Genomic DNA, 12,878 nt, shown 5'->3' with positions numbered 1-12,878 from the left:
CCGGTTTTCATGTTTGTTCGTTCGTGCCGCCGAGCCGGGCAGCGATATCTCGGGCGGTCTGCCTCAGCGCGACGAGCACGTCGGCTTCGCTGGCGCCGCCCTTGAGCATGGTCATCATGGAGACAGTGACGGCGGCAACGGCGCCGTGGGGGGCGAGGACCGGCACGCCGATGTCCACGATGCCAGTGAAGACGTCGCTCGCCGCACGTTCGCATCCCTCGCCCGCGATGCGCTCGAGCGCGGCGATGAAGGCGCGGTTCTGTTCCGCGTTTAACGGGGGCAGAAGGGAGAGCCAGGCTGCCCGCACCAGGGGTCGCTGGTGGGCAAGCAGGACCCGGCCGGAAACCGTCTCGCGCATGGGCCAGCGGCCGCCGGGGCGGAAAGAAAGGTTGACCGGGCCCGGGCCGTCCACGTCCGCCAGCACGAGCAACTGCCCATTGTCATGCACGGAGAGATGCACCGGCTGGCCGATCTGCTGAGCCAGCAGCCGCATGGCCGGCATCGCGGTGTCCATCAGCCGCCGGATTGGTGGACGCACCTGACTGAGCTCAAACAGGCGCAGCGCGAGAACATAGGTATCGTCCGGTGCCTCCCGGGCGATGTAGCCGCGATGCTCCAGCACCACCAGCGTGCGGAAGATGCTGGACGCGCTGAGGTCCAACGCGCGCGCGATGTCACTCAATGTCAGGCCGTTCTCGGCCTGCGCCAGCATTTCGATGATGTCCAGTCCGCGCTCCAGCGCCGGCACGGCATAACGCCCGGTTGGCGTGCTCATCCCGCAGATCCGCATTTTGGGCGCCCGTTTTTTCAGCGGGCTTGACCAACATATTTTCAGTAATAAAAATCGGTTTCGTCAATATGAAAAACGATGGGTCCGATGATCGAATTGCGCGGCATGACCTGGGACCACGAGCGGGGCCACGCGCCGCTGGTGGCTGCGAGCGCGGCATTCAGCCGGATCGAGCCAGGCGTTTCCATTCGCTGGGACCGCAGGTCGCTGCAGGATTTCGAGCACTTCCCGGTGGATGTTCTGGCGCGCAGCTATGACCTCATCGTCATGGACCATCCCCATGTGGGCCAACTTGCCGATGGTGGCGCCCTGCTGCCGCTGGAGACGTTCGATCGACCGGCGGTGAAAGCCTTGGAAGCAGCAAGCGTCGGCGCGTCTTTTCGCTCCTATCTGTGGGGTGGTCACTTGTGGGCACTCCCCATCGATGCTGCCGCTCAGGTCCAGGCGTATCGGCCGGACCGGGTCGACGGACCTGCGAAGAACTGGGACACGGTGATGAAGCTGGCGGAACGTGGCGAAGTGCTGTGTCCGCTTCGCGCGCCACACGCCCTGATGTGCTTCTTCACGCTCGCGGCCAATGCCGGCACGCCCTGCGCCACCACACCCGGCCCGCTCCTGCCAGAGGAGGCCGGTGTTGAGACGCTGGAGCGGCTGCAGGCGCTCGCCGCCGCAGTCGATCCGCAGTGCCGCCAGCTCGATCCCATCGCCGCGCTCGACCTGCTCGCAAGCGAAAGCCGCTTCACGATCGCCCCGCTAATCTATGGGTATGTCCCCTATGCGCAGCCGGGCTTCCGCCACAAAACACTGCGATTCGCCGACATTCCGGCGCTTGGACCAGCCGGTGTTGCAGGGTCAGCGCTGGGGGGAACCGGCCTTGCCGTGTCGGCCGCGACCGCGGCGCCGGACATTGCGCGACGCTTCGCCTTCTTCGTTGCCTCAGAGGATGTGCAGAAGGGGCTCTATGCCGCCCACTCGGGTCAGCCGGGTCATCGCGCGGCTTGGCTGGCGTCAAGCGTCAACGCAAACGCCGGCAACTTCTACCTCGACACGTTGTCCACCCTGGACGGAGCTTGGCTCCGGCCGCGGCACGCGGGCTACGTTGCCTTCCAAACCTCCGCATCGCTGGTGATAGAGGACTTTCTGGATGCAGTTATCGGCGCATCCGAGGCCTTCCATCGGCTCGACGCCAGCTTCCGCCGCTCCTTTGAACCGTCATAACCAGAACGCATCGGAGTTGAGAAAACGCGCGATCTCCCTCTCCCGTCCAGTCTCGGGAAGTACGCCGCCGTGGACTTGTGGCTTCAACTGCGGCGGTGACCTCAGCTCTCGCGGGCGTGGCGGCAAGCGGAGGAGTCATCCCGTAGCGGCGCGGAACGTGTGGTTAAATAAGACAGGTCGCCGAAGCTCGCCTCGAAAGCGACGGTGCTCACAAGAGGCGCGCCGTTCGGGCCAGAGGTGCACTAGGCGGCATGCGTCGCCTCTAGCCGGCGCTCCAGCACATAGGCCGACAAGGTACTGCCATCGGCTCCGAAGAGCTTCTGGATCGACCGTGGGGCAAGGCCGGTCAGTCGGGCCACCAGAGCAACCTCGGATCCCGTCGGCGGAAATGAACAGCGATCGTGTCCTTCACTGCCGCGAGGCGTCCGCTGCTGGCCCGCCGGAGTTCCTGCGGGAAGAAGACCACTCGCGCGAGATCGCGCATGTGCCCGCCGTCCTGCCGTCGCGCAGCAGGGTTAAGAGATTGTCCGGCCCCATCTGGCCGCCCTTGAGCATCACCTCCAGCCCCTCACGGCGCGGGTCGTCGGCGTGGGTACGCGCGAGCATCACGCCCGGCGCAAGCACGCCGGCGAAGCTCAGCCCCCACAGATCGAGCGCGCTCACGCAGAGGCTCGACGTGTCGCCCCCCGCAATGCCCAGCCGGCGCACCATGGGTGCGCCGTCGACCACGCGGGTGACGAGGCGGCCACAGGCCTTTGCCACATCGAGCTTCGGCTGGCTGTCGGCCTGGATGGGGCCGGTATAGGCCAGCACGGATCGCCCCTGCGCGAGGTGCGCGATACAGGTTGCGGCGACCACCTCAGCCATGCCTGGATCTGCGACCAGCCTTGCCACATTCAGCGCGACGCCAATATAGGGCGCATTCGCCCCACCCGTTGCCTCTCCACCGAGGGCATGGGCGATCTGCCGCGCGGTGACCGGAGACTGGCTCCCCGCGAGGATGAACACTGGCCCCTTCGCCTTGCCGACGGCTGTGTCAGGGCTAACTGCGGGCGCAAGGCCCGTGCGGCGCCACTCGGCGATCACCGCCTCCGCCACGCTGCTTGTCGCCCGCCGCGGCCGAGCAACGGGAAGCTGCCGTCGCCAAACGCCTCGACCAGTTGGACCGACGGATGGCTCGGCTGGAGCGGGACCTCGGCATTTCTGTCGAGACGCTGGCCGTGTTCGTACGGTTCTGGCTGGCCACCACGACGACATTGCCGGAGCCGGCAGCCCAGGCCGCGCGAGCCAAGGCTGGGGGGAGCGGTATGCGGCGTTCGTTGCGGCGCTGGCTCGCGCGGGGGCCGAGGCTGGCGCAAGAGATCTCGGAAGAGGGCAGCAATTCGAGATTAAGACAACGAGTCTCTTACGCCAGAAACCGAAGCCTGCTTGTCCACGAGATACGGACACCTTGCGAAGTATAACCGCCCTTCAGCCAAGGCCGAACGTCTTCCTCAGTCCCTTCTCCACGGGACCGGCGGGCATGAAGCGGCGCAGTTTCGAGAGGAGGGACGCCTCGCCCTTCGGCGTATGGCGCATTTTCCAGCCGTCCAGCGCGGCGCGGACAATCGTGGCGGCAACTGCATCAGGCGCCGGGGCCTTCTGCACGTTCTGCTGGATCGCTCGGGACACCACGCCGCGCTCGTTCTTGTATGCGGGAATAGTGGACGCGGTCTGCGGGGCGTTCAGATCAAGGTTGGTCTTGGTGAAGGACGGCTCGACGAGCGTCACACGGATGCCGAACTGGCGCACTTCGTGATCCAGGGTCTCGGACAGCCCCTCAACGGCATGTTTGGAGGCCGCATACAGCGGCATGTATGGCGCGGGCAGGAAGCCCAGGACCGAGCTGACGTTGACGATGCGCCCGGACTGCTGGTCGCGCATGTATGGCAGGACGGACTTGATCGTGCGCAGGAGGCCGAAGAGATTTGTGTCGAAGAGAGTCTGGGCCTCAGCGATCGACGTCTCCTCGGTCGCGCCAAGAAGTGTCACGCCCGCGCTGTTGACGAGCACGTCGATGCGATTGTCCTGCGCGATGATGGTCTGGATGCAGCGCTGGATCGAGGCCTCGTCGCGCACGTCCATCTCGACGAGCGTAACGCCCGGGATGGCTTGCGCTTTGGCGAGGTTGCGCACGGTTCCATAGACGCGGCAGCCCCGTGCCGCGAACTCCAGCGCGGTGGCGCGACCGATGCCGGATGAGACGCCGGTCACGAGGACGATTTTCTCGGACGACATGATTACTCCTTGGGTGTGCGGCTTGGATTCAGAGCGGCTGGAGCCTTCACTCGGCGGCGATCGCAGCGTGCGGTGCGTGGACAGGCGCGACGTCCGCCTGGGCCTCATCCGGCGTTGCCTTGATGCGGAACCAGGCGGCGTACAGCGCGGGGATGAACAAGAGGATCAGCGCCGTGCCGACGGCGGTGCCGCCGATCAGCGTGTAGGCCATGGACCCCCAGAACACCGAGTGGGTCAGCGGGATGAAGGCGAGCACCGCCGCCAGCGCGGTCAGGATCACCGGCCGCGTCCGCTGGACCGTCGCCTCAATGACGGAATGATAATCGTCCAGCCCGGCGGCCTTGTTCTCCTTGATCTGCTCGGTCAGGATCAGCGTGTTGCGCATGAGGATGCCGGCCAGCCCGATCAATCCCAGGATGGCGTTGAAGCCGAAGGGCTGGTTGAACAGCAGCAACGTCGGCACGACGCCGGCGAGCCCCAGCGGCGCCGTCATCATCACCATGGTCATGGTCGAGAGGCTGCGGACCTGCAGGATGATGACGATGAGCATTGCGGCGATCATCAGCGGGAAGATTTTCACCAAGGCGACATTGGCCTTGAGGGATTCCTCGATGTTGCCGGCCATCTCGATGCGGTAGCCGACGGGTAGCGAGGCGATCAAAGGCTGGAGGGCCTGCATCACCTGCCGGGAGACCTCCGGCGGTTGTGTCGCTTCGTTGACATCGGCGCGGACGGTGATGACGGATGTGCGGTCGCGCCGCTTCAGGATCGGCTCCTCGAAGCGGATCTCGGAGTGGCCCACCTGGTCGAGCGGAACCTGGCGGCCGGCACGGCTCATCAGCGAGAAGTCCGCCAGCCGGGACGGATCGAGCCGATTGTCGCCGGCGCTGCGCGCCACCACCGGCACGTTGCGAATATCCTCGCGCACCTGCGTCACGGTGAGGCCGGTCAGCAGCAATTGCATCTGCTGGGCCGCCTCGGCAGGCGACAGGCCAATGAGGTTGAGCCGGTCCTGGTCGGGAACGAAGCGCAGGACGGGCGCGCGGTTGCCCCAGTCGCGATTGGCCTGCCGGACGTCCGACACGCCGTTCATGAGCGTGAGGGCCTCCTGGGAGATGCGATAGAGTTCCGCCGGATCGGGACCCATGATGCGGAACTCGACCGGGAACGGTGTGTAGGGACCGAACACCAACTGCGTCACCCGCACGGAGGCTTCGGGCGCAAGCCCCCCGGCGATGGCCGTCCGGAGCTCATGCTTGAGCTTTTCCCGCGCCTCGGCGTCCGGCGTCAGCACCACGATCTTGGCGAAGGAGGGATCGGGCAGTTCCGGCGCCATGGCGAAGAAGAAACGCGGTGCGCCCTGACCGATATAGCTCGTGACGATCTTCGCCTCGGACTGCTTTTTCAGCCAGCGCTCCAGCTTTTCCACGGTCGCGGTGGTGGTCTCGATGCTGGTCCCTTCCGGCAGGCGCACTTCTACAAGAACCTCGGGACGATCCGAGGTGGGGAAGAACTGCTGCTTGACCGCTCCCATGCCCATGACGGAGAGCGCCATGGCGACACCCACGATCCCGCAGGTCATGAACTTGTGGCGCACGGCGAACTCGATCAGCGCGCGCAGGCGCCGGTAGTTGGGCGTGTTGTAGATCGCGTGGTGGCCGCCCTCGATCGGCTTTATCGCGGGCAGCATCTTCACCCCGAGATAAGGCGTGAAGACCACGGCGACGATCCACGACACGACGAGCGCGAAGCCCACCACCCAGAAGATGTTGCCGGCATATTCGCCGGCGGCGGACGCGGCGAAGCCGACCGGCATCAGGCCGATGATGGTCACGAGCGTGCCCGACAGCATCGGCGCCGCTGTGTGGCTCCAGGCATAGGCGGCCGCCTTGGTGCGGTCCATGCCCTCTTCCATCTTCACCACCATCACCTCGATGGCGATGATCGCATCATCGACGAGTAGGCCGAGCGCAAGGATCAGGGCGCCCAGGGTGATGCGGTCAAAGAACCGGCCGGTCTCCAGCATGATGAGGAAGACGACGGCCAGCGTCAGCGGCACGGCCAGCGCCACGACGATGCCGACGCGCCAGCCCAAGGCGAGCAGGCTCACGAACAGAACGACGCCAAGGGCCATGACGAACTTCAGCATGAACTCGCCGACGGCCGCGTCGATGTTCACGGCCTGGTCGCTGACCTTGGCGAGCGTCATGCCAAGCGGGAGCGTTTCGGCTATGGCGCTGGAACGCGTCTCCAGTGCCTTGCCGAGCTCGAGGCCGTTCCAGCCCTGCTGCATGACCACGGCGAGCATGATGGCAGGCTCGCCATCATGGCGGATGATGTAGGTTTCAGGGTCCTGATAGCCGCGGCGCACCTCGGCCACATCGGAGAGCTTGAGCGTCCGGCCGCCGGCCACGATCGGTGTGTCCGCGATGGCTTCGATGCTGTCATAGGCGCCATCGAAACGCAGGAACACCTGAGGGCCGCGCGTGTCGATGGAGCCGGCCGGGGTCACGGTGTTCTGGCGCTGGAGCGCGCTGGCGATATCCTGAGCCGAAACGCCGAGCGTAGCGAGCTTGGCATAGGAGAATTCGACGAAGATCTGCTCGGGGCGCTCGCCCAGAATGTTGATTTTCTTGACGCCGGGGACGTGCAGCAGATCCTGCCGGATCACCTCGGCCTGCCGCGCCAGCTGGCGCATGGGCATGCCCTTCGCTTTAAGGGCATACAGGGCGAAACTGACATCGGAGAACTCGTCATTGACGAACGGGCCGAGCACGCCGGGAGGGAGGTTGCGCGCCTCGTCCCCCAGCTTCTTGCGCGCCTGGTAGAACTCCTCCTCGACGGCCGAGGGAGGCGTGTTGTCCTTGAGCGTGACCGTCAGGAAGGCAAAGCCGGGGCGGGCGATGGTCTCGACCCGGTCGTACCAGGTCAGCTCCTGAATGCGCTTTTCCAGCGGCTCGGCGACGAGGTCCTGCATCTCGCGGGCGGTGGCGCCCGGCCAGGCCACGGTGACGGTCAGGGTCTTGATGGTGAAGGACGGGTCTTCCGCCCGACCGAGCTTGACGAAGGCGTAGACGCCCGCAGCCGCCAGAAGAACGATGAAGAAGAGGGTGACGGCCCGTTCGCGTACCGCTAGGGCCGAGAGATTGAAGCTCATTTGGATTTCCCATCGACCAGGGCGGACGTTCTCACGGCCGCGCCGTCCTTCAGGAGATGCGCGCCAAGCGCGACGACTTCCGCGCCCAGTTCGACGCCGGTGACGGTGGCCATTTCTCCGCCCAGGCGCTTGATCTGGACCGGCGTGAAGCTGACGGTGGATGCGTTGCGGTCGAGAACCCAGACGCCGGTGCGGGAGCCGTCGTCCAGAACCGCGCCGATGGGCACGGTCACGGCGGCCTGCCTTTCGGGATTCAGGATGGTGATCGTCACGGTCGAGCCGAGCGGCGCTATGGCGGCGGCACCGTCCAGGACGTAGCGCGCCTCATAGGTTCGCGTCTGGGCGTCGGCGGCGTCCGACATCAGCCGCAGGTGCGCCGTGCTCGGCGCGGTATCACTGCCGTAGACGCTGGCCTTTGCCTGCGATCCCAGCACTGGCCGGATCGTTTCGGGAAGCGCCACGACGGCTTCGCGCGGTCCGGCGTGCGCCAGTTGGATCACGGTCTGGCCTGCCGTCACAACCTGACCCGGCTCGCCGAGGGTGGCGACAACGGTGCCGTCCGCGCCCGCCGTCAGCGTGGAGTAGGTGGCTTCGTTCTCGGCGACATCGGCTTCCGCCAGGGCCGCGTCCAGCTGTGCTTGCGCGGTGTCCAGCGCAGCCTTGGCCTGCTCGTAACGCTGAGGGGTCGCGGCAAGGCCGCCCTTGACCAGCGTGGCGTAGCGCTTTTCGTCTGCGGTTGCCTGGACGACCAGGGCGCGCGCAGCGGCTGCCGCGTTGCGTTTGGCTGTCAGGGCGAGGCGCAGATCGGTGTCGTCGATCCGCATCAGGGGCTGCCCCGCCTTAACCTGCTGGCCGACATCGACCAGCCTCTCAATGATCTTCCCCGGGACGCGGAAACCGAGATTGCTCTGCACCCGCGCCTCGATGCGACCGGTAAAGGCGCGCTCGGCGCCCCTCACCGGAGCGGCCACCGCCACGCGAACAAGCGGAGAGTTCTGCCGGGGGTCGCTCACAGACCCGGCATGGGGCGCGGAAAGCGACAGCACGATCGCGGCACCCACGCCGGCAACCGCCATCACTCCGCCTGCCACTACGAGAACGGGCTTCTTTTTCATGTCCGTAGCCACGTCATATTAGATTGCATTTGACCGCTATATCCGATATAGAAATCGAACGCAATCTAATTAGAGGAGATCAGGCATGCGCGTCAGTCGCATTCAGGCAGAGGAAAACCGGCAGGCCGTGATCACGGTGGCGAGCCGCCTCTTTCGTGAACACGGCTTTGACGGCATCGGGCTCAAGGACCTGATGGCGGGTGCCGGCATGACGCAGGGCGCCTTTTACAAGCAGTTCGAATCAAAGGAGGATCTGGTCGCGCAGGCGTCCCGTCGCGCGTTGCAGGAGGCGCTCGACCGCTGGTCCGCCGCGGCCGCCTCCCGGCCTGAGGATCCGCTCGCCGCCGTCGTCGATTTTTATCTCAGCGAAGGCCACTGCAGCGAAAGGTCCGAAGGTTGTCCCGTTGTCGCGCTCGGCTCGGATGCTGCGCGGCGCGGCACAGATGTGCGTGCGCCGTTTGAGGCGGGCCTCAAAGAATATCTCGCTTTGCTGGGCGGATGGATCGGCGGCTCCGATCGCGGCGAGTCAGAGAGCAAGGCCATGGCTGTTCTTGCAACCATGGTGGGCGCGGTGCTGCTCGCCCGCGCGGTGAACGACCCGCATCTCTCGAAGAGCTTCCTGCAGGCTGCCGCCCAACAGGTGGCGACCATTTCCCCCGCCCCACACGCCCCCTCCGGCAAACACGCATGACAGAGATGCCTTCAGGCGGGCCGGTGCGTCGTCCTCTTTAGAGCCGGCCGCGCCCCGAACGGGGCGCCGGCGACCGCTGCCCAATCCGGGAAATGGAGCTAGCATGAACCTCGATGACCATCCCACGGTCAGGCATCTGCGTGAATCAGGCCGCATCGGCGCCGTGCAGACCGATCCGGCGTCCGTCACCGCAGATGAGTTGCGTGAACTCGCTCGCGCCTGCGGTGCCGATGATGTCGGCATCGTCGAGATCGGCCGAGTCGAGCTGGACCCGCAGCGCGACGAAATACTGAAGAATTACCCGTGGACGCGGTCTCTCTTGAGCTTTGTGGTCAAGATGGCGCGCGAGCCGGTCCGAGGCGCGCCGCGATCGGTTTCCAACCTGGAATTTCACCGCGCCGGCCACGAGGTCAATGAAATCGCGGCGCATATTGTTGCGCGGCTCCAGGATCGTGGCATCCGCGCCGTCAATCCATCGATGGGTTTCCCGATGGAGATGCAGAACAATCCCGGCGCAGCCATCTGGATTGTCTCCCATAAGCCAGTGGCCGTCGCGGCCGGACTTGGCCGAATGGGTATTCACCGCAATCTCATCCATCCGAAGTTTGGCAATTTCGTTTTGCTGGGCACGGTCCTTCTCGACCAGGAAATCCGTGCCGTCGATCAGCCGATCGATTACAATCCTTGCCTCGAATGCAATCTTTGCGTTGCGGTATGCCCTGTCGGCGCGATCAAGACCGATGGCACCTTCAATTTTCAAGCATGCTTCACCCATAACTATCGTGAATTCATGGGCGGATTCAACGATTGGGTCGAGCAGATTGCCGATGCCAAGGATGCGATCGACTACCGCAAACGGGTCAACGAGCCGGAAACGGCCTCGATGTGGCAAAGCCTGACCTACGGCGCAAACTACAAGTCGGCCTACTGCCTCGCCGTGTGCCCCGCCGGCGAGGATGTCATCGGACCCTATCTGGCGGACAAAGCCGCGCATCGCCGCGATATCGTGAAGCCCCTGCAGGAGCGCCCCGAGACGGTCTACGTCGTCGCCGGCACCGACGCCGAAGACGTGGCGCGCCGCAAATGGAAGAACAAGCTCATCAAGCCCGTCGGCAACGGCATGACGCCCCGCACGATTTCGGGGCTCCTGACCTTCATGCCGATTGTCTTCCAGCCTGAACGGTCGCGCGGCCTGGATGCTGTCTTTCATTTCACCTTCACGGGCGCCGAGAGCCGCCAGGCGACCATCACCATCAAGGATCGCAAGATCACCATCAGCGAAGGTCTTGTGGGCAAGGCCGACATCCGCATGACCGCGGACTCCAAGACATGGCTGGGCTTCCTCGCGAAGGAGAAGAACCTGTTCTGGGCGCTTGCCAGGCGAAAAATCCGCATCTCCGGCGACCCGCGGCTGCTGCTCGCCTTTGGCAAATGCTTTCCCTCGCCCGACATCAAGCGCAAGCCGGTGGAAGTCGTGCCCGAGGCATCCCTGATCGTGCCGGCGGTCAGGCCCTATGAAAAGAACGATCCGGCGACCGGGAAAGTCCGCTGGTATGGACAGCTCCGCCTCGATGAAGTGGAGCAGGTCACCCACAATGTGAAGACGTTCCGCTTCATCAATCCAGCGGGAGGCGACATTCCGTTTCGCCATGTCGCCGGCCAATATCTGACGCTCGACATCGCGCCCCACGGGATTGCAACCCGGCGTTCCTACACCATCGCATCGCCGCCCACCTGGCGTGACCGGATCGAGATCACCGTGAAGCGTGAGGAGCGCGGCCTGGTTTCCCGCTGGCTGCACGACGACCTGGAAGTCGGCGCTCTTGTCCATGTGGAAGCGCCCAGCGGCACCTTCGTGTTCTCCGGCCACGAACGGCCAAGCGTCGTGCTCATTGGCGGCGGTGTAGGCATCACGCCGATGATGAGCATCGCACGGTATCTGACCAACACCCAATCGCCCGGTACAATTTACCTGCTGACCAGCTTCCTGACTCCCCAGGATTTCATCTTCAGGCAAGAGATTGAATTTCTGCGGCAGCGCAATCCGCGCCTGCACGTCGCAACAACCATCACCCACACAGAAGGCACAAGCTGGTCCGGCGCGTCTGGTTTCATCGATGCGCAGTTTATCCAGGCCAATGTTCCGGATATCGCGCTGCATCTCGCGCTCATCTGCGGCCCGACGCCCATGATGGACGCCGTCAAGGGGACCTTGCTGGAACTTGGGGTCCCGGCGAGCCAGATCAGGACCGAGGCCTTTGGGACCGACAAGCGCGATCCGACCAAGAAGTCGGGCCCGTCCTCCCACGTCGTTGCCACGGTGTCATTTCTGGAGTCCCACCAGTCCGCCGCTGCCCGGGAAGGCATGTCGCTGCTGGACGTGGCCGACGAGGCGGGGGTGTTCATCGACAGCGCCTGTCGCTCTGGCACGTGCGGAACCTGCATGGTGAAGGTGGCGAGCGGCAGGGTGCGGACGGGAACGGACGAGGCCCTCACGGCCGAGGAAAGGCAGGCAGGCTACGTTCTCGCGTGCCAGGCGACGCCGGACGGACATGTGGAGGTCGTCGCATGAGGGTCCCCCAATTCGGTCCGCGGGTCAAAGAGGCCTGGGTCAACAAGCGGATCAAACTGAAGAAGAAGCGGAGCAAGAAAGAGGAAATGGTCGCGCGCCGTGACATTCTGAAAGCAACGGCGACAATGGCCGCGGTCATCCCTGTCATCAGCGCGTCAACGTCAACGGGCGCGCAGCAGCTTGAGGCACCGGAACATGCCTCCCCGGAAACAGCTTCGGCCACGACCCTCGGGGGGATCGCGCCCGGGCCCGATGTGCGACTGACCATCGAACGCCGGGGGCCGGTCGTGCTGTTCGGCCTCAACCGTCCGCACCTTCAGAACCGGATCGATCCCGAGACGTTCCGTGCTCTGGCCAGGGCGATTTATGACTATGACCGTGACCCGTCACTGCGCGCCGCGGTGCTATTTGGTCACGGCGATTGCTTCTCGCGCGGAATCGACGTCGACGCCTATCGCGCGGTCGCGAATTCCGGCGGGCCTCTGGCGGGGCTGACCGACGTCATCAATCCACTCAATTATGGGGTTCAGCGCACAAAGCCGCTCATCGCCGCCGTCCATGGCGACACCTGGAACCTGGCGCACGAGCTGTTCTTGGCTGCGGACATCCGGGTTGCGGCGGCGGACACGAATTTCGGTCAGGATGAGAATTCCCATGGGCGCTTCCCCGGCGGCGGCTCGACGGTGCGCTTTGTCCGCGAGGCCGGCTGGGGCAATGCCATGCGCTACATGCTGACGGGCGAGCATTGGGGCGCGGCCGATGCACGCCGCATGGGGCTCGTTCAGGATATTGGTGCCACGCCCCAGGACGCGATGCATCTGGCAGCGGCCATTGCGAACAAGGTCGCCGCCTGCGCGCCTCTTGGCATCCGGACGACCCTGATATCTGCGCATCTGGCAATCGATGCCGCCGAGGCCACGGCATTCTCCAAGCTCAGCGCCCAGTATGGCGCGCTCTATCGCTCCCATGACTTCGTCGAGGGTCTTGCCGCCCTGGCCGAAGGGCGGCCGCCCGCGTTCCACGGCGATTGAGGTGGCCTCATGTTTTCCAATGATCCT

At 65.0% G+C, this 12,878-nt stretch carries 9 protein-coding genes; 4 read left to right on the top strand and 5 right to left on the bottom strand.

The features are described from left to right. Positions 1-7: 7 nt before the first annotated feature. Positions 8-775: an IclR family transcriptional regulator gene (locus ACT54R_RS03790; RefSeq protein ID WP_476323853.1), complete on the bottom strand. Its 768-nt coding sequence runs from the start codon at positions 773-775 to the stop codon at positions 8-10. 102 nt (positions 776-877) lie between these two features. Between ACT54R_RS03790 and ACT54R_RS03785 the strand changes: the two genes are divergently transcribed. Beyond that, positions 878-2,008 (top strand): extracellular solute-binding protein, encoded by a 1,131-nt coding sequence (locus ACT54R_RS03785; RefSeq protein ID WP_476323850.1) that lies wholly within the window; start codon positions 878-880, stop codon positions 2,006-2,008. A gap of 408 nt (positions 2,009-2,416) precedes the next feature. Here ACT54R_RS03785 and ACT54R_RS03780 read toward each other — a convergent pair whose 3' ends face one another. The 4 genes from ACT54R_RS03780 to ACT54R_RS03765 form a co-directional block, all read right to left on the bottom strand. Further along, positions 2,417-3,106 (bottom strand): nucleotide-binding domain containing protein, encoded by a 690-nt coding sequence (locus ACT54R_RS03780; RefSeq protein ID WP_476323847.1) that lies wholly within the window; start codon positions 3,104-3,106, stop codon positions 2,417-2,419. 372 nt (positions 3,107-3,478) lie between these two features. Next, positions 3,479-4,285, bottom strand: coding sequence for an oxidoreductase (locus ACT54R_RS03775; protein WP_476323844.1), 807 nt, complete (start codon positions 4,283-4,285; stop codon positions 3,479-3,481). Positions 4,286-4,331: 46 nt separating this feature from the next. After that, complete coding sequence (locus ACT54R_RS03770; RefSeq protein WP_476323841.1) at positions 4,332-7,442, bottom strand: efflux RND transporter permease subunit; 3,111 nt, start codon at positions 7,440-7,442, stop codon at positions 4,332-4,334. Next, positions 7,439-8,557, bottom strand: a complete 1,119-nt coding sequence (locus ACT54R_RS03765; protein ID WP_476323838.1) for an efflux RND transporter periplasmic adaptor subunit — start codon at positions 8,555-8,557, stop codon at positions 7,439-7,441. The genes ACT54R_RS03770 and ACT54R_RS03765 overlap by 4 nt, the downstream gene beginning before the upstream one ends. Positions 8,558-8,642: 85 nt before the next feature. On the opposite strand from ACT54R_RS03765, the gene ACT54R_RS03760 reads away from it, so the two are divergent. From ACT54R_RS03760 to ACT54R_RS03750, 3 genes are all read left to right on the top strand, one after another. Beyond that, positions 8,643-9,248, top strand: a complete 606-nt coding sequence (locus ACT54R_RS03760) for a TetR/AcrR family transcriptional regulator (RefSeq protein ID WP_476323835.1) — start codon at positions 8,643-8,645, stop codon at positions 9,246-9,248. Positions 9,249-9,351: 103 nt separating this feature from the next. Beyond that, positions 9,352-11,820 (top strand): 2Fe-2S iron-sulfur cluster-binding protein, encoded by a 2,469-nt coding sequence (locus ACT54R_RS03755; RefSeq protein WP_476323832.1) that lies wholly within the window; start codon positions 9,352-9,354, stop codon positions 11,818-11,820. Then, positions 11,817-12,851 (top strand): enoyl-CoA hydratase-related protein, encoded by a 1,035-nt coding sequence (locus ACT54R_RS03750; protein WP_476323829.1) that lies wholly within the window; start codon positions 11,817-11,819, stop codon positions 12,849-12,851. The genes ACT54R_RS03755 and ACT54R_RS03750 overlap by 4 nt, the downstream gene beginning before the upstream one ends. Positions 12,852-12,878 lie beyond the last annotated feature (27 nt).

The sequence above is a fragment of the Xanthobacter sp. DMC47 genome (assembly GCF_056313845.1).
This window is presented reverse-complemented; position numbering and strand designations above follow the sequence as displayed.